Genomic DNA, 25923 nt, shown 5'->3' on the forward strand with positions numbered 1-25923 from the left:
GGACAGCACGGGCACTGTGGACAGGCACCCGATCAAGCCCCGGCTCTGCTAGGTGTGCCCGGGTGACGGATCGCCGGCGGCGGGCGTGGTCATGTCAACGTGCCTCCGGGTCCAGCCCGAGCACCGCCCGTCCCCCGTCGACCGGCACCGTCGCGCCGTTGACGAACGAGGCGCGGTCGGAGAGCAGGAACGCGACCACCTCGGCCACCTCGTCGGTACGCCCGATCCGGCCGGCCGGGTGCAGCCGGGCCACCTCCGCGTCGACGTGCGCCGCCTCCTCCGGGTCGAGTCCGGCGAGGTAGGCGGCGTGCCGTTCGGTGTGGATGGAGCCGAGCGCGACCGCGTTGGCGCGGATTCCGCGGGGAGCGTAGTCGACGGCGAGCGCCCGGGTCAGCCCCTCCAGCGCGGCCTTCGCGGTGGCGTACGGCAGGGCGCCCGGCACCGCCCGGCGGGCCTGGTGGGAGGAGACGTTGACGATCGCGCCGCCGGTCCCAGCCGCAAGGAACCGGCGTACGGCGGTGGCGGCCCCGGCCACGGCGGGGCGCAGGTTGAGCGCGATCAGGTCGACGACCTCGCCCGCGGGCGCACGGTGCAGGTCGGCGTTGCGGAAGACGGCGGCGTTGTTGACCCAGCCGGCCAGCGGCGCGTACGCCTCGGCGCGGTCGGCGGCCCGGCCGGTGACCGTCTCGTCGCCGGCGTCCCCGGTGACGGCGTGCAGCCGGTCGGCGAGCGGATGCCGGGCCAGCCAGTCCAGCGCGCCGGTGTCCCGCTCGACCACGACCACTGTGCCACCGTCGGCGGCCAGCCGTTCGACGACGGCCCGCCCGACGCCGCGCCCGCCGCCGGTGACGACGTACGACAGCAGGCTCATCCGGCCACCCTAGGGCGTGCGGCGGTGAACCACCACGCAGGCCAGCCCAGGTCCGGCGTGGGCGGCGACGACGGCTCCGGCCTCGGTGACGTACGTGTCGCGCAGGCGGTCGCCCAGCCGCTCGGTCAGCGCCGCCAGCAACTGCTCGGCCCGCTGCGGCGCGGCGAGGTGGTGCACCGCGATGTCCACAGGGGCGTCCCCTGCCGCCTCGACTGCGAGGTCGACCAGGCGTGCCACGCCCCGGCTGGCGGTACGGACCTTGTCCTTGACCACGATCGCGCCGTCCGGCATGTGCATGATCGGCTTGACCGAGAGGGCGGTGCCGAGCAGCGCCTCGGCCGCGTTGATCCGGCCGCCCCGGCGCAGGAACTCCAGGGTGTCGACGTAGAAGTAGATGGTGGTCCGGGCGACCGCGTCGAGCGCCGCGTCGCGTACCCCGGTCAGGTCGGCGCCCCGCGCGGCGGCCGCGGCGGCGGCGAGCGCCGGGAAGCCGAGGCCCATGCCTGTGGATCGGCTGTCCACGACTGTGACGCGGTCGTCGCCGACCTCGGCGGCGGCCAGCCGGGCGGCTTCGACGGTGCCGGACAGTTCGGCGGACAGGTGCACCGACACCACGCCGTCGGCGCCCTCGGCGAGCAGCGCGCGGTAGACCTGCGCGAACTGTTCGGGCGCGGGCCGGGACGTGCTCACCGAGACCCGCCGGCCGCTCAGCGCGCGGGTGGCGTCGGCCGGGGAGGTCTCGACGCCCTCCAGCCCTTCTGCGCCGTTGAGGACGACTGTGAGCGGGACGACTGTGAGCCCGCGTGCGCGGACCAGGTCGGGGGGCAGGTAGGCGGTGGAGTCGGTGACGACCGCGACGGGCATGACCGGCACGCTAGCCGATGGCGCTGTGACGTGCCGGGGCCGGAGGTGTCAGACCGCGTCGGTGAGCGCCGGCTGGGTGATCAGGCCGACGTTGTGTGCGCGCAGGTGCCAGCCCGGGCGGGTGCGCCGCTCCACGCCGTCGTTGTGGCGCAGCTCGGTCCAGTGGCAGTTCGCCAGCGAGCCGAGGCTGCGCAGCACCGTGTGGTCCCAGCCGAGCAGGTGCCCGACGCCCTGCCGGGCGCCGCCGCCGTGGGTGGTCACCACGACGGTGCCGCCGGTGGCGAGGTCGGCCGCGTCCTGGAACCCGGCGCCGAGTCGGGCGCCCAGGTCGCCCAGGGGCTCGATGCCGGCGCCGGGGTCGGGGTCGCCGGCCCGCCAGCGGGCGTACTCGTCGGGGAACCGCTCGGCCACCTCGGTCAGGGTGAGGCCCTGCCACTGGCCGAAGTGCCGTTCGCGCAGCCGGGCGTCGGAGCGGACCGGCAGCCCGGTCAGCGCCGCGAGCGCGGCGGCGGTGTCGGCGGCCCGGCGCAGGTCGCTGGCGACGATCGCGTCCGGGCGCAGCGCGGCCAGCACCGGCGCCGCGGCGCGGGCCTGCTCCCGGCCGAGGTCGTTGAGCGGCACGTCGGTCTGACCCTGGACCCGGCTCGCGGCGTTCCAGTCGGTGTTGCCGTGCCGCCAGATGATCAGGCGGGTCATTCCGCGGTAGCGGTGCCGGCGGCCGAGTCGGCCAGGTCGCGATCGGTGAACGGGATCTGCGGGCAGTCCTTCCAGAGCCGGTCGAGCGCGTAGAACTCGCGCTCCTCGGTGTGCTGGACGTGGACCACGATGTCGACGTAGTCGAGCAGCACCCAGCGGCCACCCCGCTCGCCCTCGCGGCGCACCGGCTTGGCCTTCTCCGGCAGCTCCAGCAGGCGCTCCTCGATGGCGTCGACGATGGCGAGCACCTGACGCTCGTTCGGAGCGGCGGCCAGCAGGAACGCGTCGGTGATCGCGAGCTGGTCGCCCACGTCGATGATGACGATGTCCTGTGCCTTCTTGTCGGCCGCGGCCTGGGCGGCGGCCATCGCCAGCTCGTGCGCGCGTTCGGAAACTGTCACCGTTCTCCTTCGATCAACCGTGCGACCCTCCAAGCCTCTCACACCCGGCGGTGCGGCGACTCGTCAGTTCTGGTCGATTTCAGGCATGAACCGGGATGTAAGGGGGCGAATCATCGCTGGTAGAGACGCCGTTTCGCGATGTACTGCACCACACCGTCGGGCACCAGGTACCACACCGGCTCCCCCCGGGCGACCCGCGCGCGGCAGTCGGTCGAGGAGATGGCCATCGCGGGCACCTGCACCAGGCTCACCGAGTCGGCCGGGAGGTGCTTGTCGGTGAGTTCGAAGCCGGGCCGGGTCACGCCGATGAAGTGGGCCAGTTCGAGCGCCTCGTCCAGGTCCTTCCAGGAGAGGATGCGCTCCAGGGCGTCCGCGCCGGTGATGAAGAACAGCTGCGCCTTCGGGCCGTACTCGGCGTGCAGGTCGCGCAGCGTGTCGACGGTGTAGGTGGGACCGCCCCGGTCGATGTCGACCCGGCTCACCTGGAAACGCGGGTTGGAGGCGGTGGCGATCACTGTCATGAGGTAGCGGTCCTCGGCCGGGGTGACCGCTTCCTCCGCCTTCTGCCACGGTTGCCCGGTCGGCACGAAGACGACCTCGTCCAGGCCGAACCGGTCGGCCACCTCGCTCGCCGCCACCAGGTGCCCGTGGTGGATCGGGTCGAACGTGCCGCCCATGATGCCGACCCGCCGGATGTCTTCCTCCACCCAGCGATCGTAGGCCGCGCGCCGGACGGGCCCGGGCGGGGTCGGCCACGCCGGGCGGATCAGCCCGCCCGGCGTGCCCCGGTCAGGCCGACGCGGCGGCCACAGCCGTCCGGGCCACGAGCGCCCGGCGCATGTCGTCGTCCAGGTCGGTCACCCATCGCCGCAGGCCGGGCGTGAGGTCGTCGCGGGCCAGCAGCGCCGCGGCCATCTCCCGGGTGGGTTGCGACACGGCGTAGCGGGGGTACGCGGCCACCGTGACCGCGTCGGCCACCCACGCGGTACGCAGACGCGCCGCCCCCGGCATGTCGGTGAAGTAGCGCTCCACGTACCCGGCGGTCAGCTCGGCCTGCTCGGGCTGCCAGAAGCCCTCGGCGGTCGCCTCGACGAGCCGGTTGGACAGCTCGGTGCTGCGGGTGACGATCTCCCAGGCGGCACGTTTCGCGTCGGCGTCGGGCAGCGCGGCCCGGCACGCGGCGGCCTGCTCGGCGCCGGTGGCGCTGCGGTCGCCGTCCGCCTCGGCGTCGATCTCCGGCGCACCGGCGGCGCCGAGCACCACGAGCCGGCGCAGCACCGCCCAGCGCAGGTCGGCGTCGACCGCGAGCCCCGGCGGCACGTCCTTGCCGGCGAGCCAGCCGGTCAGCATGGCCGTGTCGGTGGTGGCGCCGATCAGACCCCGCACCGCCGCCAGTTGCAGGGAGCCGCCAGCGGGCGCCGAGTCGAGCAGCGCCCCGCAGGCTGTCGCCACCCGCAGCAGCGCCGCGTCCCGGGCGAGCGGGCCGAGGTAGCGGTCGATCAGCCGGCGGCTGAGCAGCAGCACGTCCTCGACGATCGTCACCTCGGTCTCGGCGGGCAGCGCCGCCGCGATCAGCCCGGCGAGCGCGCCGGCCGGCCGTTCCCCGTCGGTGACCGCGTCCAGCGTCTCGGCCCAGAGCAGCGCCCGGGCCAGCGGGTCGTCGAGCCCCGGCAGCAGCAGCGGCACCGCGTCCACCGAGGCCGGGTCGAGGCGGATCTTGGCGAACGTCAGGTCACCGGCGTTCGGCAGCACGAGCCCGGTGGCGGGCCGCCCGACCAGCTCCGGCAGCGGCGTGCGACCGCCGTCGGCGTCGGGGTCGAGGTCGACCTCGAACCGGTACGCCGGGCCGTCGGCGGTGTGGTGGGCCACCCCGATGCGGTGCGGCCGCTGCACCGGGTGGCTCGCCGGGGCGGTCTGCACGATCGCCACCTCGGTCCACCGCCCGTCGGCGTCCACAGCGGTGTCGACCCGCAGCGTGTTCACCTGCGCGCGGCGCAGCCAGCGTTCCGCCCAGCCGTCCAGGTCACGGCCGCTCGCCGTACCCAGGGCGGCCAGCAGGTCGGCGAGCGTGGCGTTGCCGAACCGGTGCGCCGCGAAGTGGGCGTTCAGCCCGGCCAGGAACGCCTCGTCACCGAGCCAGGCGACGAGCTGGCGCAGCACGCTGGCGCCCTTGGCGTACGAGATGCCGTCGAAGTTGAGCAGCGCCTGCGCGGCGTCGGCCACCTCCTCCGGTGCCACCGGGTGGGTGGAGGGACGCTGGTCGGCGGTGTAGCCCCACGCCTTGCGGCGGCTCGCGAACGTGGTCCACGCCCGGTCGAACCGGGTCGCCTCGGCGGTGACCCGGGTGCCCAGGTATTCGGCGAAGGACTCGTTGAGCCAGAGGTCGTCCCACCAGCTCATGGTGACCAGGTCGCCGAACCACATGTGCGCCATCTCGTGGGCGATGGTGGTGGCGCGCAGCTCCCGCTGGGTGTCCGTGACGGCGGAGCGGAAGACGTAGTCGTCCCGGATCGTGACCAGGCCCGGGTTCTCCATCGCGCCGGCGTTGAACTCGGGCACGAACGCCTGGTCGTACTTGCCGAACGGGTAGCGCTCGGCGAACAGCTCGTGGAAGCGGTCGAAGCACTGCCGGGTGACGGTGAAGACCTCCTCGGCGTCGGCGTCCAGGTGGGCCGCGAGCGAACGCCGGCAGTAGAGGCCGAGCGGAATGCCGTCGTGCTCGGCGCGCAGCACGTGCCAGGGCCCGGCGATCAGCGAGACGAAGTAGGTGGCCAGCGGCTCGGTGGTGGCGAACTCCCAGCGCCCGGGCGCGGGGCGGTCGGCGAGCGGCCCGTTGGCGGCGACAGTCCACTCCGGCGGCGCGGTGACCGTCAGCGTCACCGGCGCCTTCAGGTCGGGCTGGTCGAACGCGGCGAAGATGCGCGGCCCGTCGTCCAGGAAGGACATCGCGTAGAGGTAGGTCTCGCCGTCGGCCGGGTCGACGAAACGGTGCAGCCCTTCGCCCGTGTTGGAGTAGGCCATCTCGGCCTCGACGGTGAGCGTGTTCGTCGCGGCCAGGCCGGTCAGCGGCAGCCGGTCGCCGGCCAGCAGGGCCGGGTCGAGGGCGCGGCCGTTGAGGCGGGCGGCGAGGAGTCGGCGCGGCTTGACGTCGACGAAGGTCTCGGCTCCGGGGGTGGCCCGGAACCGGATGGTGACGGCGGAGCGGAACCGCTCGGCGTCGCCGGTCAGATCGAGGTCCACATCGTAGGACTCGACGGTGATCGACGCGCGGCGCGCGGTCGCCTCTGCACGGGTGAGGCTCGGCATCCGCTTATCCTGCCCGATGAGGTCCGCTCGGGCCGTCTCGTTACGCATGGCGATGGAGGAACAGCGATGGGTCAGCACCCCAAGGGCGATTTCGACCTCTCCCGGGCGGTTTGGCAGCGGGCTGAGGGCGACACCTCCGAGGGAGCGGTCGAAGTGGCCTTCGTCGACGACCTGATCGGTATGCGCAACTCCGCCGAGCCGGACGGGCCGGTGCTGGTCTTCACGCAGGCCGAGTGGGACGCGTTCGTCGCGGGCGCCCAGGACGGCGAGTTCGACCTGGACTGAGCGCGCCTCAGTCACCGTCGCCCCAGCCGAGCCCGCCCGGGCCGGGCGCGTGGTGGAAGCCGGGGTGACCGGCCACGTCGGCGCAGCGCTCGCCGTCGGGCCCGGCGGCGTCGCAGAACAGCCGCTCGGCGCGGTGCCAGGCGTCCGCCGGGGACAGCGCCGCCGCGCCGAGCGCCAGCTCCGGGCGGAGCAGGCCGAGTGCTTCGGCGTACGCCACGGCGTGCTCCCGCGCGACGGCGGGATCGGTGGCGGCGAAGCCCAGGTGCACGGTGAAGTAACGCGGCGGGCGGCCGGCGGCGCGCCGGGGCGTGCCGATCAGCGGCCCGTCGCGGCCGTCGCCGCGCAGCCGGGCCGGTGCCTCGCGGTGCCGTCGTGCCGCCCTGTCGTCACGCATCGGTGCCCTCCCCCGTGGTCGGTGACGCCCGCCGGACGTCGCGGCGGCGGGCGGCGGGCCGGTCGCCGCCGGTCCGCGAACCCGAGCCAACCAGCTTTCCCGTGCCCGGGGAGGGGCCAGCACCGGCTCGCGTGGCCGGCCCCTCCCCCACGGGGCCGGAGCTGCTGGAATGGAGGGTTCGGCCGCGCCGACCCGGGTAGGTAGGCAGCGCCGCCGAACCGCGTCAGGAGCAGCCGAGATGAGTACCATGCCGAGCGACCGGAGCCCGGACAGCACGCTGGCGTTCCTCCGGGAGGGCTACCGCTTCGTCGGCGACCGCTGCGACCGCCTCGGCACCGACGTCTTCCAGACCCGGCTGCTGCTGGAGCCGACGATCTGCCTGCGCGGCCGGGAGGCCGCCGAGCTGTTCTACGACGAGGAGCGGTTCGTCCGGCGCGGCGCCATGCCGATGCGCGGGCAGCGCACGCTCACCGGCGTCGGCGGCGTGCAGGGCCTCGACGGGCAGGCCCACGTGGTCCGCAAGGCGATGTTCATGTCGATCATGACGCCGGCCGCGATCCGCCGCCTCGGGGAGATCTTCGACGAGCAGTGGCGGGCCCGGATCCCGGTCTGGGCCGAGGGCGGCCCGGTGGTGCTCTACGACGAGGTGGGAAAGATCCTGACCCGTACGGTCTGGGCCTGGGCCGGGGTGCCGCTGGCCGAGGCCGACGTGCCGCGCCGCACCGCCGAGATGCACGCGATGATCGAGGCGCCGGCCGCGCTGGGCCCCCGGCACTGGCGCGGACGGCTCGGCCGCCGGCACGCGCAACGCTGGGCCGGCGACCTGATCGAGCGGGTACGCGCGGGCGCGGTGCCCGCACCGGAGGGCAGCGCGCTGGCGGTCGTGGCCGGGCACCGGGACGAACGAGGGCTGCCGCTGCCCCGCCGGATCGCCGCCGTGGAACTGCTGAACGTGCTGCGCCCCACCGTCGCGGTCGACCGGTACGTGGTCTTCGCCGCGCTGGCGCTGCACGACCACCCGCACTGGCGGGACCGGCTACCCGGCGACGACGCCGCGACGGAGCAGTTCGTGCAGGAGGTACGCCGCTACTACCCGTTCTTCCCGGTCGCCGCGGCCCGGGTCCGCCGCTCGTTCCAGTGGCGGGGGTACGCGTTCCCGCAGGGCCGGCGGGTGCTGCTCGACCTGTACGGCACGAACCACCACCCCGACGTGTGGCCCGAGCCGGAACGGTTCCGCCCGGAGCGTTTCGCCGGCTGGCGCGACGACCCGTTCGGCCTGGTCCCGCAGGGCGGCGACCACTACACCGGCCACCGCTGCGCCGGTGAGTGGATCACGATCGAGCTGATGAAGCGGGCGGTGACGAACCTGACCGGCGCGATGAGCTACCGCGTACCGCCGCAGGACCTGGCGCTCGACCTCGGCTCCATGCCGGCGTTGCCGCCCGCCGGGCTGGTGCTCGACGGGGTACGCCCCGGCGCACGCCCGGCCGGTGGGGTACGCCCGCCGCGCTGAACCGGGCCAAGCCGGGGTCGATCTCGCCCGCCGCGATATCCGGCTGCGCTACCCGACACAGCCCGCCCGAAACGGTTTCAGCAGCCGCATTCCGGGCAAGTCGCGTCACCCGGCACGAGGGGAGACGACATGACCCGACCGACCGCCGCGCCGCCATGCGACGAGGGCGCCGCGTCCGCGCCGGTCCGGCTGCCGATGGCGTACGTCCTGCCGCTGCGCGCCCACGACGACGGCGGCCTGGACGAGCTGACCGGGTACCTGCGCGAGCTGAGCCGGTGGGTCGACGTGGTGGTGGTCGACGGATCGGCGCCGGAGCTGTTCGCCCGGCACGCCGAAGCCTGGCGCGGGCTGGTCCGGCACGTGCCGCCCGATCCGGCGCTGCGCGGGCGCAACGGCAAGGTGCTCGGCGTGCTCACCGGCGTCGCGCTGGCCCGGCACGAGCACGTGGTGATCGCCGACGACGACGTCCGGTACGACCGGGCGGCCCTGTGCGCGGTGCACCAGCTGCTGGACGGGGTGGACCTGGTCCGGCCGCAGAACCACTTCGACCCGCTGCCCTGGCACGCCTGGTGGGACACCGGCCGGACGCTGCTGGCCCGCGTGTTCGGCGGGGACTGGCCGGGCACGCTCGGGGTGCGGCGGAGCACGTTCCTGGCGATGGGCGGCTACGACCCCGACGTGCTCTTCGAGAACCTGGAGCTGGTCCGCACCGTGCGCGCGTACGGCGGCAGCACCGCCACCCCGGCGTGGCTGTACGTGCGGCGGCTACCGCCCGCCGCCGCGCACTTCCTCGGGCAGCGCGTCCGCCAGGCGTACGACGAGACGGCCCGGCCGGTGTGGCTGCTCGCCGCGCTGGCGGTGCTGCCGGCGACGGCTGTCGCGCTCGCCACCCGCCGGCCCGGGCTGCTGCTGCGCGCCGGGCTGGCGACCGTGGCAGTGGCGGAGCTGGGCCGGCGACGGGCCGGCGGCGCCCGGGTCTTCCCGGCGCACACCAGCCTGGCGGCTCCCGCCTGGGTGCTGGAACGCGGCCTGTGCGCGTGGCTGGCGGTGGGCCGGCGGCTGCGCGGCGGCGTGCCCTACGCGGGCGCCCGGATGCGGACGGCGGCCCACCCCACAGGTGTCCTGCGCCGGCGGATGACGCGGCGCCGCCCCGACGATCTGGTGCTCTGGGTGGAGACCGGGGCGCTGCCCCCACCGTTGCGCGCCGAGGTGTAAGGAAGGGCCCCTTCTTATCGCCTGGCGATAAGAAGGGGCCCTTCCCAACCGAGAGCGCGGACCTTCAGGACCGCACCTGCTCGGCGCTGTGCCGGACGTCGTGGGCGGCGGCGCGGCCGTCGTCCTTGACGGTGTGCGCGGCGTCCTGCGCGGTGGCCTTCACCGACTCGGCGGCGTGCTGCGCCGGCTCGCGCAGCTCCTCCTTCAGCTCACCGGCGACCTCGCCCAGCTTCTCCTTCACCACCCCGCCGTGCTCGGCGGCCTTCTCCTTGACCTGCGCGGCGACCTGCTGCTCACGGCGGGTGGCCGGGATCAGCGAGGAGACCAGCATGCCGACGCCGAAGGCGATCACGCCGGCGGCGATCGGGTTGCCCTCGGACTTGCGCCGCACCACCTGCGGCGCCCGGTGGGCGGCGTCGCTCACCGTGGCGGCGGCGGACTGCGCCTTGTCGCCCACGGAGGAGGCCATCGAGGAGGCGTGGTCGCCCACCGAGTGGGCGGCGTGGCCGGTGCTGTGGCCGAGGTCCGAAGCGGTTCCCATCACCTTGTCCTTCACGTTTGTCAGCGCGCTGCGCACACGCTGCTTGCGGTCGTCGACGATGCGGCTCGGGCTGACCTTGTACGCCAGGGCGTCCACGTCCGAGCTGAGGTTGTTGCGGGTGGCTTCGATCTCGCGGCGGATCTGCTCGGGATCGGTGCTCATCGGATGACTCCCTCCGGGTGCGGCTTGAGCGCGTCGGGGATGCGCTGCACGCTGTCGTTGGTCTGCTTCAGGCCGCGGATCCGCTCGGCGTTCTTCTTGCCCATCGAGTACAGGACCGCCGCGACAGCGGCCCAGATGACGGCCACGATCAGCGCGGCCAGCCCGGAGTCCATGACGTTGTCGAGGAACTGCCAGATCGCGATCGAGACGAAGAGCGCCACCATGTAGCCGCCGAAGCCGGCGCCGCCGAACAGTCCGGCGGCCTTGCCCGCCTTCTTGCCCTCCTGGCGGATCTCCGCCTTGGCCAGCTCGACCTCCTGGCGCATCAGCGTGGACAGGTCGGTGGTGACCTGGCGCATCAGGTCGCCGAGCGAGCTGCCGCGCACCTCGTCGGCGTGGGGCGGGGCACCAGCCGCCTGATAGCCGGGGTCCTGCGTGGGTACGGTCATGCCGTCGCCTCCCTTCTGCCGGTGCGGCCGGTCACGGGCGGGGAGCGCCGGTCGACGGGACACCCGGCAGCGGGTCGGTGCGCTCCGGCGGCGGCAGCGGCTGACCGGTGCCACCCGCCGGGTCGGCCCAGGTGTTCGGGGCGCCGCCGGCCGGGTAGGTCGCGCCCGGCGCGGAGTAGCCCGGGTCCGGCTCGGCGTAGCTGCCCGGCGTCGGGTCGAGGTAGCCGCCCGGCGGGACCTGGTCCGGCACCTCACGGGCGGTCGGGATGACGGCGGTGCGGTCCGGGTCGTACGCCGGCCGCGCCGTGCTGTCGTCGCCGATCGCGGCGATGTTGCGGGTGAGCCGCCCGGCGACCACGCCGAGCAGCGCCGCCCCGACGAGGAACGTGCCGGGGTTGCGGCGGGCGTAGGTCTTCACCTCGTTGAGCAGGTCGCCCGGCTCGCGCTGCTCCAGCCAGCCGGCCACGCCGTGCACGCGCTCGGCCGCCTGGTGGGCCAGCTCGGTGACCGGTCCGGAGCCGCCACCCTGCTGCGCCATGGTGCGCATCTCGTCGGCGAGCGACCGCAGTCCGCTGGCGGCGCGCTGCTGCTGCTGACCGGCCTGCGCGGTGACCTGGCTGCGGGTCTCGCCGTAGAGGTCGCGGGCCTGCCGCTTGGCCTCGCCCACCACCTCCCGGCCCTGCTCCTTGGCGGTCTGTGCGACGGCGCCGCCCGCGTTCGCGGCGTCGGAGCCGACCTGGCGGGCCTGGTCACGCACACCGCCACCACCGTTCGTCGACTGGTACGTGGCCGAACTGGGGGAAAGATCCTGAGTCATGGTGTCCCTTCCGCTCGTACTTCCCAGCGGGTGTCTTCGGGGGGTACGCGGATTTGTTTCCGCGTGACAAGTGCCCTACCCCAGGTCGGCGGCTCCATGCCTGATTCGTGAATTCTCTGCGGGAGCGCCCCACCCCGGTCAGACAATGGGGTGCCCGCCCGCCCGGGCGGCGGCGAGTTCCACGGGGGTGACAGGGATGGCACGTGACCTGCACGAACACGCGTCCGCCCGGCCTGCGGTGCAGAAGGTCGCCCTCGCGGCGGCGGCTCTCTTCGCGCTGATCGGCGTGCTCGGCTTCGTGCCCGGCATCACCACGCACTACGGCGAGATGACGTTCGCCGGGCACCACTCCGAGGCGAAGCTGCTCGGGGTGTTCCAGGTCTCGGTGCTGCACAACCTGGTGCACCTGCTGTTCGGCCTGGTCGGTCTGGTGATGGCCCGGCGGCTGGCCGGGGCACGGGTGTTCCTGGCCGGTGGCGGCGCGCTCTACCTGGTGCTGTGGCTGTACGGCTTCGCCATCGACCGGGACACGTCGGTCAACTTCGTACCGGTGAACGATGCCGACAACTGGCTGCACCTGGTCCTCGGTTTCGGCATGCTCGCCGCCGGCCTGCTGCTGAACAACAACCTCGGCACCGGCACCCGGGTGGAGGCCCCCTTCGACCGCCCCTGACCAGGCGCGACACGCCGGTGCGGCGTTTGCCCCGGCCCGACGCCGGGCAGGAGGGCAACCGCGAGCGGGTCGAGGAGGTCCGGCGATGCCACGGTGGTTGCGCGACAACATGCTCTCGGTCGCCATGCTCGGCGCGTTCCTGGTCTTCCTGCTGCTCCAGAGCGTGTTCGGCTGGCAGGTGCACAACGAGGAGCTGAGCCGGTACGGCGCCGAGCCGCTGAGCTGGTGGGCCTATCTCGGCACCGGGCACTTCGCCGAGGCGGTGTTCGAGAACTGGGAGTCGGAGTTCCTCCAGATGGGCGGCTACGTGCTGCTCACCGCGTACCTGGTGCAGAAGGGCTCGGCCGAGTCGAAGCCGGAGGACCAGACGGACCGCCCGGAGGACGACCGCGACCACGCCCGCCCCGATTCACCGTGGCCGGTACGTGTCGGCGGGCTGCCGCTCGTGGTCTACCGGAACAGCCTCGCCATCGCACTGCTGATGATCTTCGGGGGCGCGTTCCTGGGGCACCTGTTCGGCGGCGTGGCCGCCTACAACCATGAGCAGGCGCTGGAGAGCGGCGCCGCCCCGATCAGCGCGTGGCAGTTCCTCGGCACCAGCGACTTCTGGTTCCAGTCGATGCAGAACTGGCAGAGCGAGTTCCTCGCCGTGGGCGTGCTGATCCTGCTCAGCATCGTGCTGCGCCAGCACGCCAGCCCCGAGTCGAAGCCGGTCACCGCGCCGCACGCGCAGACGAGCGCCTGAGCGTCAGGCCGCCACCGGCAGCCGCTTCGCGAAGCAGACGCTGTACGGGTTGTCCACGTACTCGCCGTAGACCGGGATCGGCTCGTAACCGCTGGACCGGTAGAGCCCGATCGCGGCCGGCAGGTAGGTGCCCGTCTCCAGGCACACAGTGCGGTGCCCCTGCTGGAACGCCAGCTCCTCCAGCGCCACGAGCAGCTGCCGGGCAATGCCCCGCCCCCGGTACGCCGGCCGTACGTACATCCGCTTCAGCTCGCCGGTGTCGGCGTCGAGCGCCTGGAGGCCGCCGCAGCCGACCGCCCGGCCGCCCACCACGGCGGCCAGGTAGTGGATGTCGGTGTGCACGACTGTGACCTGCCCGTCCAGCCCGCCGTCCGCGTCGCGCAGCTCACGCTGCTGGGCGACGACGAGCGCGGCGATCTCCGGATCGGTGGCGGGACGGGACTCGATCAACATGCCCGTACGCTAGATCGGCCGGATTTCGCGCAGGTTTCCCGCCACCGACCCGCAAACGGCTACTCGGCGTCCGCTTCCGCCGCGGGCGCGGCCTCGACCTCGTCCTCCGGCCGGACCCGGCGGGCCTTGCGGGCCGCCAGCCGGTCGGACGCCGACGGACGGTTCGACTTCTCCTCCAGCCGTACGTCGGTGCCCCGGTTACCGGGCACGAAGTCGACACCGGCGTAGAGCGTCGGCTGCCAGTCGAACTCCCGGTCGCCGATGCGCACCAGGTCACCGGCCTGCGCGCCGGCCTTCGCGAGCTTCTCCTCGACGCCGAGGCGGGCCAGCCGGTCGGCCAGGTAACCCACTGCCTCGTCGTTGTCGAAGTTGGTCTGCTTCACCCAGCGCTCCGGCCGGCTGCCGCGCACCGTGTACGAGCCGTCCGGCTCGGCCTCGATGGTGAAGCCGGCGTCGTCGACCGCCTTCGGGCGGATCACGATCCGGGTCGGCTCGGCCGGTGGGGCGGCCCGGCGGCCCTGGTCGACCAGCTCCGCCATCGCGTACGTCAGCTCCCGCAGGCCCTCCCGGGTGGCGGCCGAGACGTCGAACACGCGCAGGCCGCGCGCCTCCAGGTCGGGGCGGACGATGTCGGCGAGGTCCTTGCCGTCCGGCACGTCGACCTTGTTGAGCGCGACCAGCCGGGGCCGGTCGGCCAGGCCGCCGTACTGGGACAGCTCCGACTCGATGGCGTCGATGTCGGCGAGCGGGTCGCGGCCGGGCTCCAGCGTCGCGGTGTCGATCACGTGCACCAGCACGGCGCAGCGCTCGACGTGGCGGAGGAACTCCAGGCCCAGGCCCTTGCCGCTGGCCGCGCCCGGGATCAGGCCCGGCACGTCGGCGACGGTGAAGGTGTGGTTGTCCACCCGCACCACGCCCAGGTTGGGCACCAGCGTGGTGAAGGGGTAGTCGGCGATCTTCGGCTTGGCCGCGGAGATCACCGAGATCAGCGACGACTTGCCCGCCGACGGGAAGCCGACCAGGCCCACGTCGGCGACGCTCTTGAGCTCCAGCACGACGTCCAGCCGGTCGCCGGGCTCACCCAGCTCGGCGAAGCCCGGCGCCTTGCGGCGGGCGTTCGCCAGCGAGGCGTTGCCGCGCCCGCCCCGGCCGCCCCGGGCCGCCTCGAACGTGGTGCCGGCGCCGACCAGGTCGGCCAGCACCTCGCCGTCGAGGCTCTGCACGACGGTGCCGTTCGGCACCTTGATGACCAGGTCACGGCCGTTGGCGCCGTCCCGGTTCGAGCCGGCGCCGCCCTTGCCGTTCTCGGCCTTCAGGTGCGGCCGGAAGTGGAAGTCGAGCAGCGTGGTGACCTGCGGGTCGACCACCAGCGACACGCTGCCGCCGTGGCCGCCGTTGCCGCCGTCCGGCCCGCCGAACGGCTTGAACTTCTCCCGGTGGATCGAGACACAGCCGTGCCCGCCGTCGCCGGCCTGCATGTGCAGGACGACCCGGTCAACGAACGTCGTCACGACGCCAATCCTTCCAGCGGGGTCCGCCCCGCACGGGGAAAAGCGAAGCGGGCCGGGACTCGAGGTCCGCGGCCCGCAACGCTTACAGAACTACTGCTGAGGCACGATGCTGACGGTCTTGCGACCGCGCTTGGTGCCGAACTGCACCGAGCCGGCGGCCAGCGCGAACAGCGTGTCGTCGCCGCCACGGCCGACCAGGTCACCGGGGTGGAACTTGGTGCCACGCTGACGGATGAGGATCTCACCCGCGCTGACGACCTGACCACCGAAGCGCTTCACGCCGAGCCGCTGGGCCGCGGAGTCACGGCCGTTACGCGAGCTGGACGCACCCTTTTTGTGAGCCATTGGAGGACGACCTACTTCCCGCTGGAGATGCCGGTCACCTTGACCTGGGTCAGCGGCTGGCGGTGACCCTGGCGCTTGTGGTAGCCGGTCTTGTTCTTGAACTTGTGGATCCGGATCTTCGGGCCCTTGGTGTGCGCGGCGATCTCGCCGGACACCGCGACCTTGGCGAGCTTCGCCGCTTCGGTCACCAGGTCGTCACCGTCGACGAGGAGCACCGCGGTGAGCTTCACCGCGTCGCCGGGGGCACCGGCGAGCTTCTCGACCTCGATCACGTCGCCCTCGGCGACCTTGTACTGCTTGCCGCCGGTCTTGACGATCGCGTACATCGGAGGCGGACTCCCTGTCGTTGAGGCTGCTGGCGTCTATTGCACCGTTGCCGGCTGTCACACCGTCGACGGTCGTTCCCACGGCGTCTCGCCGGGAGCCGTGACACCGGCGGCGCGGGCACGCGGGAACTCGGCACACCAAAGTGCGCCGCAGGCAAGCGTACGCCATACCCGGCCCGCCCCCCAAACCGGGCTGCCGGTCGGCGCCTCTCCGCCCTGTTCGGCGGACACGACAGGGCCCCCGCCCCGCCTCTTCCCGGCGGATCGGGGGCCCTGTTCGCGCAGGTCAGCGCGCTAAAGCCTCACGGCCGCGTACGCCGCCGGGCACCACCACGGCGCGCCCGCCGACGCGGGGCGCCGCTGTCGTCGTCGTTGTCTCCGTCACCGATCGCGTCCGGGTCGTCGGCTGCGGCCAGCCGGGCCGAGTCGCCCTCCTGGCTGTCCGCGATCGCCGGGGCGGCGGGCGTGTCCGTCTCGAACCGGGACAGGTCGTAGCCCTGGGTGTCGTAGTAGTCGTCGTCGGTCTCGACCACCTCGGCGACGGTCCGCTCCGGGGCGGCCGGCGTCTCGGTGACTGCCTGCGGCTGCGCGGAGGGCTGCTCCGGCGCGGCCTCCACCGCGGGCTTCTCCGCGGCGGCCTTGCGGCCCCGGCGGCGGCCCTTCTCCTCGGCCGGCGCGGCGACCGCCGAGGCGACCGCCTTGACCTTCTCCCCCGCCCCGCCGCGCGGCTTCTCCGGCACCGGCTCGGTGTGGATGATCACGCCCCGGCCCTTGCAGCACTCGCAGGTCTCGCTGAACGCCTCCAGCAGGCCCGCGCCGATGCGCTTACGGGTCATCTGCACCAGGCCGAGCGAGGTGATCTCGGTGACCTGGTGCTTCGTACGGTCCCGGCCGAGGCACTCGGTGAGCCGGCGCAGCACCAGCTCCCGGTTCGACTCCAGCACCATGTCGATGAAGTCGATCACCACGATGCCGCCGAGGTCGCGCAGCCGCAGCTGACGCACGATCTCCTCGGCCGCCTCCAGGTTGTTGCGGGTGACCGTCTCCTCCAGGTTGCCCCCGGAGCCGGTGTACTTGCCGGTGTTGACGTCGACGACAGTCATCGCCTCGGTGCGGTCGATCACCAGCGAGCCGCCCGAGGGGAGGAAGACCTTGCGGTCCAGCCCCTTGAGGATCTGCTCGTCGATCCGGTACTCGGCGAACACGTCCGCCACCCCGGCGTGCCGGCGCAGCCGCGCCACCAGGTCCGGCGACACGTGCGACAGGTACGACTCGACCAGGTCGTACGCGGGCTCGCCCTCGATGACCAGCTCGCGGAAGTCCTCGTTGAAGAGGTCCCGGACCACGCGGATGACCAGGTCCGGCTCCTCGTAGAGCAGCACCGGAGCGCCGCCCTCGGTCGCCTTGGCCTGGATGTCCTCCCACTGCGCCTGGAGCCGCTTGACGTCGCGCGCCAGCTCGTCCTCGCTGGCGCCCTCGGCCGCGGTCCGGACGATCACCCCGGCGCCGTCCGGCACCAGCTTCTTCAGCACGTCCCGCAGCCGCTTGCGCTCGGTGTCGGGCAGCTTGCGGCTGATCCCGGAGGCGTTGCCGTTGGGCACGTAGACCAGGTGCCGGCCGGAGAGCGCGATGTGGCTGGTCAGCCGCGCGCCCTTGTGCCCGATCGGGTCCTTGGTCACCTGCACCAGCACCGAGTCGCCGGAGCGCAGCGCCTGCTCGATCGAGCGGGCCCGGCCCTCCAGGCCGGTGGCGTCCCAGTTGACCTCACCGGCGTACAGGACCGCGTTGCGCCCGCGCCCGATGTCGACGAAGGCCGCCTCCATGCTCGGCAGGACGTTCTGGACCTTGCCCAGGTAGACGTTTCCGGCCATCGTGCCGGACGAGTTCCGCGTGACGTAGTGCTCCACGAGCACGCCGTCCTCGAGCACCGCGATCTGGGTGCGGTCGCCGCGCTGGCGGACCACCATCACCCGGTCCACCGCCTCGCGGCGGGCCAGGAACTCCGACTCGCTCAGGATCGGCGGGCGCGTACGCCGCTGCTCGCGGCCGTCCCGCCGGCGCTGCCGCTTGGCCTCCAGCCGGGTCGAGCCGGAGACACCCTGCACCTCGTCGACCGGCTTGCGCGGCTCACGGATCTTGACGACGGTCGGCACGCCGTCCTCGGCGGCGGTGTCCGCCTCCCCGGCGCCCCGGCGGCGACGACGGCGACGGCGACGGGTCATCCCCTCGCCCTCGGCCTCCTCGTCCTCCGCCGGCTCCTCGGCCTCACCCTCGGCCTCGGCCGCGGCGGGCTCCTCGACGTCCTCGTCGTCGGCCTCGTCCGCGCCGCCCTTGCCCCGGCCACGACCCCGGCGGCCCCGGCGGCGGCGACGCCGGCCCGCGGCCGTCTCGTCGTCCTCGTCCCCCTCGGCGGTCTCCTCGGCCTCGGCGGCGAGCTCCTCCTCGGCGACCTCCGCCTCGACCTCGGCCTCGACCGGCTCGACCTCACGGCGGCCGCGGCGGCGGCGCCGGCCGGTCTCGACCGCTTCCTCGATCGGCTCCTCGGCGGCCGGGTACGTCACCTGGACGGCCGGCGCCTCGTCGGGCTGCGGCGCCATGAACAGGACGGTCGGCGCGGAGAGCGCGGCACGACGCCGGCGGCTGGTGGCCGGCGGCGTCTCGGCCGGCTCCTCGGCCGCGCGCGGCACGGCGGCACCCGTCGACACGACGCCCGTCGCGTCGGCCGGGCCGCCGCTGCGGGCCAGGTTCACCTCTTCGGTACGCGCAGCCGCGGCGCTCGCGTCTGCCACGGCCTCGGCCTCGGCGTCCTCGACGTCCTCGCCGGTGGTCTCACCGATGCCGCCGGTGCTCGCCTTGCCGGCGCCGGCGGCCTTGGTCCTGCTGGTGGTGGCCCTGCGCCGGCCGGTGGGGGCCTGCGGTGCAGTCTCGGCGGCGGTACCCGCGGTGACGGCCTCGCCCGGTGCGGCGGTCTCGCCGCCGTCGATGTCGGCGCGTCCCTCGGCGATCAGGTCGCCACCGGGCGCGGAGACCGGTCCGTCGATCACGCCGTCCGCGGGCGCCTGCCCCGCGGCGGTGGTCTCGTCCGGCGCGACGGTCTCGGCAGCCGGCGTGGCCTTGCGACGGCGGGTCCGGGTCACCTTGACCGGCGGCACGACCTCCTCCGAGGCGGCCTCCACACCGGCCGCGGCCACCGGCTCCTCGACCGCCTTCGCCGGCGTCGCCTTACGACGCCGCCGGGTGGTCTTCGGCGCGGTGTCCAACTCACCGGCCACCGGCGCGAGCACCTCGGCCTGCGGCGACTCGCCGCTGCCGGTCACCGTTGTGGACGCCTCGACCGGCGCGTCGGTCTGCTCCGGCTGGTTCAGCGGAGCGGCCTTGCGGCGGCTGGCCCGCTTACGGGCGGGCGGCTTGGTCTCCGCGACGCCCTCCACGGTGCCTTCCGTGGTGGCTCCCCCGGCGCCGGCAGAGGTCGCGCTCGCGGCGCTGCCGGAGGCGGTGGTGGCGCTGTCGGCGGTCGTCCCGGCCGGCTCTGCGCCGGTCCGTTCGCCGCCCTCGGGCTCGTTCTCGAGCATGGACGTTCTCCAGTTCTGGCCGCCCCGGGCGCGGGTGAGCGCTGCCACGCAGGGTTGCCGCAAAGGTGTTTCCGCCGGGCGCGCAAACGCGCGACCGCCGAAGTCTGCCTGCCAGAGCGTTGACCGACGGTCAGCGCTCTCCGATGGTTGCCCCGTCGCGATCCGCTTCCAACGGATCGACGATCTCGCCCTGCGCGGTCAGCGTGCCCTGCGCCAGCCGGATCACCTTCGGGGTGACCGGCGGCTCCAGGGCGGCCACCGCACGGAGGCCGGACAGGACGTCATCGGGCCGAACGGACGGGGTGACCTGCCGCACGACCAGTTCGAGTATCGCACACGGTACGGCCGCCGCCCCGGAAGGCGTCTCAGCCGGAGCCATGGCATCGATCGACACCACTGCCGCACGGGCGTCGAAGGTACGCCGCCCCTGCTTGGTCATCCGCTCGACCTGGATCTCCTCGGCGGCCGTGAAGGCCGCCACGGCCTCCGCGAGCACCTTCGGGTCGACCTCGGGCAGTTCGATCCGCCAGTACGACGCCTCGATCCGGTCCGCCAGGCTGCCGCCGGCGGCCTCCACCGCGTCGAGCACGTCGAGCCCGGGCGAGAGAGCGGCGTCGAGCGCCTCACGGAGCCGTGCCGGGTCGACCGGCTCACGGAGCCCGATCTCCAGGTACTCGGCCTCGCTCGCCACTCCCGTCGGGGCGGCCGAGGCGTACGAGATCTTCGGGTGCGGGGTGAACCCCTGAGAGAAGGCGATCGGCACGCCGGCCCGGCGCAGCGCGCGCTCGAAGGCCCGGGCGAAGTCCCGGTGCGAGGTGAACCGCAGCGGCCCACGCTTGGCGTACCGGATACGGACCCGCTGGACGACGGGGGCCTGGCCGCCCTCGGGTTGAGGCTTTCTGGCGATCGTGAGCTCCTCGGCTGTGCCTGCGTATCGGTCTCATCCTGACGCAGCGCCCACCGCGCCCCACACCCGGGGCCACCCCACCCACCCCAAACCCCCACAAACCCCGACCCCCGCCCCCACCCCACCCCATCTCCGCCCGGTCGATCATGAGGTTGACGGCGAAATCGGAGATCAACTTCGGCGTCAACTTCATGATCGTCGGGTTGGGCGGTGCGGGGGTGGGGGTGGGGCGGGCGGGGGGGGCTTGTGGGGCGGGTCGGGTGCGGGGTCGGTCAGGGGCGGGGGTCGCCGGGTGGGGCGTACGGGCTCTGGCCGGGTGGGGTGTGGGCCTGGCCCTGGGGCGGGTAGGCGCCCGCGCCGGGCTGGGGGTACCCACCCGGCTGCGGGTAGCCGCCCTGCTGGGGGTATCCGCCCGGCTGGGGGTATCCGCCCGGCTGGGGGTGCGCGCCGGGTGGCGGGTAGCCGCCGGGTGGGCCGTAGCCGGGCGGCGGGGCGGCGTGACCGGCGGGCACCGGCGGGCCCTGCCCACCGGCGTCCATCCGGTCCAGTGCCTCGTCCGGGATGGAGCCGACCTTCGCCAGCTCACGCCGGTGACGGCGGCGGTTCCAGATCAGGAACACCACGAGCGCCAGCAGCACCACGAGCGCCACGGCGATGCCGATGCCGATCACCATCACCTGCTGGTCGGTGGGGCCGCCCCGGTCGCCGTACTTCGTCACGTCGAAGTTGTCGTCCTCGGCGGCGGCCGGTGGCGCGGACGCGCTCGGCGCGGCGGCCCCGAGCAGCGGGTTCGCCGACACCGACGGCACATCTGCGGTGAGCGCCGCCACCGGGTCGATCCGGCCGAAGCCGAACCGCGGGTCGCGGCCGGGCGGCCCGGCGTCCCGGGCGGTACGGATCATCCGGTTGATCACGTCGGGCGCGGAGAGCTTCGGGTGCTTCGACCGGATCAGTGCCGCGACGCCGGAGACGACGGCGGCGGCGTCGGATGTGCCGTCCCCCCAGCCGTAGCCCCGGTCCGGGCCGATGTTGTAGACCTCGTCGCCGGGCGCGGCGATCACCGCTTCCGGGCCCTGGGCCGATCCGGACCAGAAACCCCCGCCCCGGACCGTGCCGGTCACCGCGATCACGCCGGGGATCTTGGCCGGTGAGACGACGTCCGGGCCGGCCTGCCGGACGTTGCCGGCGGCGGCCACCACGACCACGTCGCGCTCCAGCGCGTACCGGATCGCGGCCTCCTCGACCTCCTCCACGGGCCCGGCGCCGCCGTACGACAGGTTGAGCACCTTCGCACCGCCGTCGACGGCCATCCGGATGCCGGTCGCGGAGTCGTCCTTGGTGGCCGCCGCGCCGACGGGCTTCCGGATGGGCAGGATCCGGGCGTCGGGCGCGATGCCGACCACCCCGGTCCCGTTGGCCGCGATGATCCCGGCCATGTGGGTGCCGTGGCCGTCCGGGTCGCGCCGGCCGTCGCCGGAGTCACGGGTGCTGCCCCCGGCCAGGACCCGGCCCCGCATGTCGGGGTGCCCGGCGTCCACACCGGTGTCCAGCACGCCGACGACGACGCCCCGCCCGGTGGAGATCTGATGCGCCCGGTCGATCCGCAGCTCGTCCAGATACCACTGCTCGGCGCGGCGCGGCGCGGCGACCGCCGGCTGGGCGGCACCCAGCAGCATCAGTCCGGCAAGCAGACCGGCCGTCACCGGCCGGAGCGCGCCGACGTGCACCTTCATCCGTCCGTCCTCATCGCAGGATGCCCGGGGACGCACCGTCACCGGCACCCCACGGATCGTCGTCCTCAGTCAACCATGACGAGTGCCCCGCCGCGTCGCCGCCGTGACCGGCGCCGCCGTGACCGCCCATCATTCCGCCGCCCATCATCCCGGCGCCGGCCATCCCGCCACGCGCGCCGCCCGCGCCGCCCGGTCCCGCCGCGGCCGCGGCCTTCAACGCGCTGGCCGCGCTGGTCAGTGGCGGAACCTTGCCGTTGCCGCCGCCGACCATGCCGGGCAGACCGCCCATGGCCATGCCGCCGGCCGCGCCGATCCCACCGCCGCCGATCCCGCCGGCAGAGCCCAGGCCGGCGCCACCACCACCGAAGCCGCCGCCACCGGCGCTCAGTCCACCCGCGCCACCGCCGCCCAGACCGAGCGCGCCCGGCCCGCCTGCGGTGATCGTGCCGGGCCCGCCCGCGCTGGCCAGACCACTGCCGTACTCCGGGGTGCCCGAGCCGGGGGCGCCACCGAGCTCGGGGATCCCCCCGGTGGTCGGCGGGGTGTAGGAGCCGCCGCCGGGGATGCCGCTGCCGGGCCCACCGGGGGGCGGCGTGAACGAACCGCCGCCGGGCGTGCCACCACCGATGCCGGTGCTGCCGATGGACGGCATGGGGCCGCCACCGCCGGGCATGCCGCCGCCGGGCGCACCGCCACCCGGCAGGCCGCCGCCGGGCACACCCGTCGGGGGAACGCGCGGGTCGCCGCGGTAGCCGTCGCCCAGTTCGCTGTCCGTGGGACGGGGTACGGCCAGCTTGGGGCGCTCGGCCTCGACCGCGGCCGGCAGCGGCGACATCGCCTTGTTGGCCGCCTGCTGGTTGTCGCGGTACCAGTTGTCGAGGTGCGACTTGGTGTCCCACCAGCCGCCCCGCTTCTGGTCGCTGGCGTTGCCGTCGATCTTCATGGTGGCTTCGAGGTCGTCGGCCTTGTCGCGGAACGCGCCGTCGGCGTACAACGCCTGGTTGCCCTGGTAGTCGCTGCGCAGCGCGGCGAGGAAGCCGGACTGGCTCTCACCGTCGCGCGCGTCGTCCAGCTCGGTGCCGCCGGGCAGGCTCCACTCGTTCCAGCCGAAGTTGTCCATCAACGGGATCGGGATGCTCGCCACCGCCGTACGGATGTCGCCCTCGATCCGCGACAGCGCGCCGCTGACGTTGCTGGCGTGCGTGATGAGTTCCTCGATGTCCTTGCCGATCTCGGACAGGTGCTCGCGGTACGCGTCGCCGCCGCTGCCCTTCCAGCCGGCGAGCATCCCGGGCAGGCCGCCGGTGTGCGGGCGCTCCTGGCCGGCCGCGATCGGGCCGACGAACGAACGGCCCACCAGCGAGTCGCGTAGGTGGCCGAGCGCCGTGGAGAGGTTCTTCCAGCCCGCGCCGACCGATCCGACGGTTTCCGGGTCCGCCGAGAGCGTCACCTCACGGACGCAACGCTCCCAGGTGCCTCCTGCCATGACCGTCTCCCCCTCAGGCCGTGTACGGGTAGGTGGGCTGCTGACCGGCGTCCGGCGGCGGGGCCGCGGACTCCAGCAGACGCTCGATGTCCTTGCCGTTGGCCGCGTTGCGGGCCTCGGCGTCGCGGAACGCCTTGGCGATGTCCTGTGTGCCCTGCTTCAGGCCGGCCAGCTTCATGGAGATGGCCTTGAGGTGGGCCTCCATGCTGGCGGTGGACGTGGTCAGCGCCTGCCACTGCATCCGGGCGTCCTCGTACGCGCCGAACGGGGTGCCGTTGGGCACCGTCTGCGCGTTGCCGCTGTCGCCCTTCATCCGCTCCTTGATGCGCTCCATCTCCCAGGAGATGGTGTCCTCGACGTACTGCTTGAGGCGCTCGATGTACTCGGCCGCCGCATCCAGGTCCTCGACGCTGACGTGCAGATCGCCGGTGTCCGGCGGATTGATGCCCATGCTGCCTGTCCTCCCCGCTGCCGGCCCCGGCCGGTCCATTACGGACGCAGCGTATCGAGGAAGGACCAGTCGGGGCACCCCCACCCCGCGTACCGCGACGGTCACCGGGAAGGACGACGGAGCGCGGGAACCCGGTCGGGTTCCCGCGCTCCGGTGAGTGCGGGCGGCGTCAGCCCTGGGCGGCTGCGGGCAGCTTCAGCCCGTTGACCGGGGTGAGCGGCAGCAGCTTGCGGCCGGTCGGGCCGATCTGGATCTCGGTGTCCATGGACGGGCAGACGCCGCAGTCGAAGCAGGGCGTCCAGCGGCAGTCGTCCTGCTCGTACTTCGACAGCGAGTCCTGCCAGTCCTGCCAGAGCCAGTCCTTGTCCAGGCCGGAGTCGAGGTGGTCCCAGGGCAGGACCTCCAGCTCCTCGCGCTGCCGGGTGGTGTACCAGTCGAGGTCCACGCCGTACGCCGGCAGCACCTCGGTGGCGGCGTCCACCCACCGCTGGTAGGAGAAGTGCTCGCTCCAGCCGTCGAACCGGCCGCCGTTCTCCCAGACCTTGCGAATCACCGCGCCGACCCGGCGGTCGCCCCGGGAGAGCAGGCCCTCGATCAGCGACGGCTCGCCGTCGTGGTAGCGGAAGCCGATCGCCCGGCCCAGCGACCGGTCGCTGTTGATCGCCTGCTTGAGCAGCTTGAGCCGGCCGTCGATGACCTCCGGCCGCTCCATCGAGGCCCACTGGAACGGGGTGTGCGGCTTCGGCACGAACCCGCCGATGGAGACCGTGCAGCGGATGTCCTTCGACCCGGTGGCCGCGCGGCCGGCCCGGATCACCTCGTGCGCCATGTCGGCGATCTCGAGGACGTCCTCGTCGGTCTCGGTGGGCAGGCCGCACATGAAGTAGAGCTTCACCTGCCGCCAGCCGTTGGAGTACGCGGTGACCACCGTACGGATGAGGTCTTCCTTCGACACCATCTTGTTGATCACCTTGCGGATCCGTTCCGACCCGCCCTCGGGCGCGAAGGTCAGACCGGTCCGCCGCCCGTTGCGGGACAGCTCCTGGGCCAGGTCGATGTTGAACGCGTCCACCCGGGTCGACGGCAGCGACAGCGAGACGTTCGTGCCCGCGTACTGCTCGGCCAGGCCGGAGCACATGTCGCCGATCTCGGAGTGGTCGGCCGACGACAGCGACAGCAGGCCGACCTCGTGGAAGCCGGAGAACTCCAGCCCCTGCTGCACCATCTGGCCGACGGTGGTGATGGAACGTTCCCGCACCGGGCGGGTGATCATGCCGGCCTGGCAGAAGCGGCAGCCGCGGGTGCAGCCCCGGAAGATCTCCACCGCGTACCGCTCGTGCACCGTCTCGGCGAGCGGCACCAGGGGCTTCTTCGGGTACGGCCAGGCGTCCAGGTCCATGGTGGTGCGCTTGTGCACCCGGAACGGCACGTCCGGCCGGTTCGGCACGACCCGCTGGATCCGGCCGTCGGGCAGGTAGTCGACGTCGTAGAAGCGCGGCACGTACACGCTCTCGGTGCGGGCCAGCCGCAGCAGCAGCTCGTCGCGGCCGCCCGGGGAGCCCTCCGTCTTCCACTCCCGGACGATGGCGGTGATCTCCAGCACCGCCTCCTCGCCGTCGCCGAGCACCGCGGCGTCGACGAAGTCGGCGATCGGCTCCGGGTTGAACGCGGCGTGCCCGCCGGCCACGATCACCGGGTCGGCGTCGGTGCGGTCGGCGGCGAGCAGCGGAATGCCGGCCAGGTCGATCGCGGTGAGCAGGTTGGTGTAGCCCAGCTCGGTGGAGAACGAGACGCCGAACACGTCGAAGTCACGCACCGGGCGGTGGGCGTCGACGGTGAACTGCGGCACGCCGTGGGCGCGCATCAGCTTCTCCAGGTCGGGCCAGACCGCGTACGTCCGCTCGGCCAGCACGTCGGGCAGCTCGTTGAGCACCTCGTACAGGATCTGCACGCCCTGGTTGGGCAGGCCCACCTCGTACGCGTCCGGGTACATCAGCGCCCACCGGACGGTCGCGGCGTCCCAGTCCTTGACCACCGCTCCCAGCTCTCCACCCACGTACTGGATGGGCTTGGTCACCTGCGGCAGCAACGGCTCCAGCCGGGGCCAGACCGAGTTGGCGGCGGCGGGACGCGGGGTCGTGGACGGGGCACTCATGATGCCCAAGCGTACGCGGTGCCCCCGCCTTCTCCCGCGCCCGCGCCCGTGT

The 25923-nt window shown here is 73.6% G+C and carries 25 protein-coding genes; 5 read left to right on the plus strand and 20 right to left on the minus strand.

Features of this window, described 5'->3' with window-relative positions:
• Nucleotides 1–94: 94 nt before the first annotated feature.
• The 6 genes from FB455_RS22135 to pepN form a co-directional block, all read right to left on the minus strand.
• Complete coding sequence (locus tag FB455_RS22135; protein ID WP_013287993.1) at nucleotides 95–871, minus strand: SDR family NAD(P)-dependent oxidoreductase; 777 nt, start codon at nucleotides 869–871, stop codon at nucleotides 95–97.
• A gap of 9 nt (nucleotides 872–880) precedes the next feature.
• Nucleotides 881–1735 carry a DegV family protein gene (locus FB455_RS22140; protein ID WP_013287994.1) on the minus strand — a complete coding sequence of 285 codons (855 nt, stop codon included), beginning with the start codon at nucleotides 1733–1735 and terminating at the stop codon, nucleotides 881–883.
• Nucleotides 1736–1783: 48 nt separating this feature from the next.
• Nucleotides 1784–2431 carry a histidine phosphatase family protein gene (locus FB455_RS22145; protein ID WP_013287995.1) on the minus strand — a complete coding sequence of 216 codons (648 nt, stop codon included), beginning with the start codon at nucleotides 2429–2431 and terminating at the stop codon, nucleotides 1784–1786.
• On the minus strand, nucleotides 2428–2832 hold the full coding sequence (gene rsfS, locus FB455_RS22150) for a ribosome silencing factor (RefSeq protein WP_013287996.1): 405 nt from the start codon (nucleotides 2830–2832) through the stop codon (nucleotides 2428–2430). Before rsfS ends, FB455_RS22145 begins: the two co-directional genes overlap by 4 nt.
• A gap of 110 nt (nucleotides 2833–2942) precedes the next feature.
• Nucleotides 2943–3539 (minus strand): nicotinate-nucleotide adenylyltransferase, encoded by a 597-nt coding sequence (nadD, locus tag FB455_RS22155; protein WP_013475510.1) that lies wholly within the window; start codon nucleotides 3537–3539, stop codon nucleotides 2943–2945.
• 82 nt (nucleotides 3540–3621) lie between these two features.
• On the minus strand, nucleotides 3622–6138 hold the full coding sequence (gene pepN, locus FB455_RS22160) for an aminopeptidase N (protein WP_145754905.1): 2517 nt from the start codon (nucleotides 6136–6138) through the stop codon (nucleotides 3622–3624).
• 66 nt (nucleotides 6139–6204) lie between these two features.
• Here pepN and FB455_RS22165 point away from each other — a divergent pair, with 66 nt between their 5' ends.
• The gene (locus FB455_RS22165; RefSeq protein ID WP_013287999.1) at nucleotides 6205–6423 is read left to right on the plus strand and encodes a DUF397 domain-containing protein; all 219 of its coding nucleotides are present in this window, start codon (nucleotides 6205–6207) and stop codon (nucleotides 6421–6423) included.
• Between the two features lie 7 nt (nucleotides 6424–6430).
• Here the strand turns inward: FB455_RS22165 and FB455_RS22170 are convergent, their stop codons facing one another.
• A complete protein-coding gene (locus FB455_RS22170; protein ID WP_013288000.1) occupies nucleotides 6431–6817 on the minus strand; it encodes a hypothetical protein in 387 nt (128 codons plus the stop codon).
• A 238-nt stretch (nucleotides 6818–7055) separates the two neighbouring features.
• On the opposite strand from FB455_RS22170, the gene FB455_RS22175 reads away from it, so the two are divergent.
• Both FB455_RS22175 and FB455_RS22180 read left to right on the plus strand, forming a co-directional pair.
• Nucleotides 7056–8330, plus strand: a complete 1275-nt coding sequence (locus FB455_RS22175) for a cytochrome P450 (RefSeq protein ID WP_145754906.1) — start codon at nucleotides 7056–7058, stop codon at nucleotides 8328–8330.
• Between the two features lie 129 nt (nucleotides 8331–8459).
• Nucleotides 8460–9545 (plus strand): glycosyltransferase family protein, encoded by a 1086-nt coding sequence (locus FB455_RS22180; RefSeq protein ID WP_145754907.1) that lies wholly within the window; start codon nucleotides 8460–8462, stop codon nucleotides 9543–9545.
• 64 nt (nucleotides 9546–9609) lie between these two features.
• Here FB455_RS22180 and FB455_RS22185 read toward each other — a convergent pair whose 3' ends face one another.
• From FB455_RS22185 to FB455_RS22195, 3 genes are read right to left on the minus strand one after another with little or no spacing between them, the layout of a single operon-like run.
• Nucleotides 9610–10248, minus strand: coding sequence for a DUF3618 domain-containing protein (locus tag FB455_RS22185; RefSeq protein ID WP_013288003.1), 639 nt, complete (start codon nucleotides 10246–10248; stop codon nucleotides 9610–9612).
• Entirely contained in the window at nucleotides 10245–10697 is a 453-nt protein-coding gene (locus FB455_RS22190; protein ID WP_013288004.1) for a phage holin family protein, read from the minus strand. Before FB455_RS22190 ends, FB455_RS22185 begins: the two co-directional genes overlap by 4 nt.
• A gap of 31 nt (nucleotides 10698–10728) precedes the next feature.
• The gene (locus FB455_RS22195) at nucleotides 10729–11514 is read right to left on the minus strand and encodes a hypothetical protein (protein ID WP_013288005.1); all 786 of its coding nucleotides are present in this window, start codon (nucleotides 11512–11514) and stop codon (nucleotides 10729–10731) included.
• Nucleotides 11515–11710: 196 nt separating this feature from the next.
• Between FB455_RS22195 and FB455_RS22200 the strand changes: the two genes are divergently transcribed.
• Nucleotides 11711–12187 carry a DUF4383 domain-containing protein gene (locus tag FB455_RS22200; RefSeq protein WP_145754908.1) on the plus strand — a complete coding sequence of 159 codons (477 nt, stop codon included), beginning with the start codon at nucleotides 11711–11713 and terminating at the stop codon, nucleotides 12185–12187.
• A gap of 85 nt (nucleotides 12188–12272) precedes the next feature.
• Nucleotides 12273–12932, plus strand: coding sequence for a DUF6766 family protein (locus FB455_RS22205; protein ID WP_145754909.1), 660 nt, complete (start codon nucleotides 12273–12275; stop codon nucleotides 12930–12932).
• 3 nt (nucleotides 12933–12935) lie between these two features.
• Here FB455_RS22205 and FB455_RS22210 read toward each other — a convergent pair whose 3' ends face one another.
• The 10 genes from FB455_RS22210 to FB455_RS22255 all read right to left on the minus strand — a co-directional run bounded on the left by FB455_RS22210 (nucleotide 12936) and on the right by FB455_RS22255 (nucleotide 25871).
• Entirely contained in the window at nucleotides 12936–13385 is a 450-nt protein-coding gene (locus tag FB455_RS22210; RefSeq protein ID WP_013475503.1) for a GNAT family N-acetyltransferase, read from the minus strand.
• A 59-nt stretch (nucleotides 13386–13444) separates the two neighbouring features.
• The gene (gene obgE, locus FB455_RS22215) at nucleotides 13445–14896 is read right to left on the minus strand and encodes a GTPase ObgE (protein WP_145754910.1); all 1452 of its coding nucleotides are present in this window, start codon (nucleotides 14894–14896) and stop codon (nucleotides 13445–13447) included.
• A gap of 90 nt (nucleotides 14897–14986) precedes the next feature.
• Nucleotides 14987–15241, minus strand: coding sequence for a 50S ribosomal protein L27 (gene rpmA, locus FB455_RS22220; protein WP_013288010.1), 255 nt, complete (start codon nucleotides 15239–15241; stop codon nucleotides 14987–14989).
• Between the two features lie 11 nt (nucleotides 15242–15252).
• Nucleotides 15253–15567, minus strand: coding sequence for a 50S ribosomal protein L21 (rplU, locus tag FB455_RS22225; RefSeq protein WP_013288011.1), 315 nt, complete (start codon nucleotides 15565–15567; stop codon nucleotides 15253–15255).
• A gap of 302 nt (nucleotides 15568–15869) precedes the next feature.
• Nucleotides 15870–19139 carry an Rne/Rng family ribonuclease gene (locus FB455_RS22230; RefSeq protein ID WP_145754911.1) on the minus strand — a complete coding sequence of 1090 codons (3270 nt, stop codon included), beginning with the start codon at nucleotides 19137–19139 and terminating at the stop codon, nucleotides 15870–15872.
• A 130-nt stretch (nucleotides 19140–19269) separates the two neighbouring features.
• A complete protein-coding gene (locus FB455_RS22235; protein WP_145754912.1) occupies nucleotides 19270–19989 on the minus strand; it encodes a TIGR03936 family radical SAM-associated protein in 720 nt (239 codons plus the stop codon).
• Between the two features lie 329 nt (nucleotides 19990–20318).
• Nucleotides 20319–21779 (minus strand): type VII secretion-associated serine protease mycosin, encoded by a 1461-nt coding sequence (mycP, locus tag FB455_RS22240; protein WP_013288014.1) that lies wholly within the window; start codon nucleotides 21777–21779, stop codon nucleotides 20319–20321.
• A 10-nt stretch (nucleotides 21780–21789) separates the two neighbouring features.
• Nucleotides 21790–23265: a hypothetical protein gene (locus tag FB455_RS22245; protein ID WP_145754913.1), complete on the minus strand. Its 1476-nt coding sequence runs from the start codon at nucleotides 23263–23265 to the stop codon at nucleotides 21790–21792.
• A gap of 13 nt (nucleotides 23266–23278) precedes the next feature.
• Nucleotides 23279–23716, minus strand: a complete 438-nt coding sequence (locus FB455_RS22250; RefSeq protein WP_013288016.1) for a hypothetical protein — start codon at nucleotides 23714–23716, stop codon at nucleotides 23279–23281.
• A 169-nt stretch (nucleotides 23717–23885) separates the two neighbouring features.
• Nucleotides 23886–25871, minus strand: a complete 1986-nt coding sequence (locus tag FB455_RS22255) for a TIGR03960 family B12-binding radical SAM protein (RefSeq protein ID WP_145754914.1) — start codon at nucleotides 25869–25871, stop codon at nucleotides 23886–23888.
• Nucleotides 25872–25923: the final 52 nt, after the last annotated feature.

The sequence above is a fragment of the Micromonospora sp. CNZ296 genome (assembly GCF_007827635.1).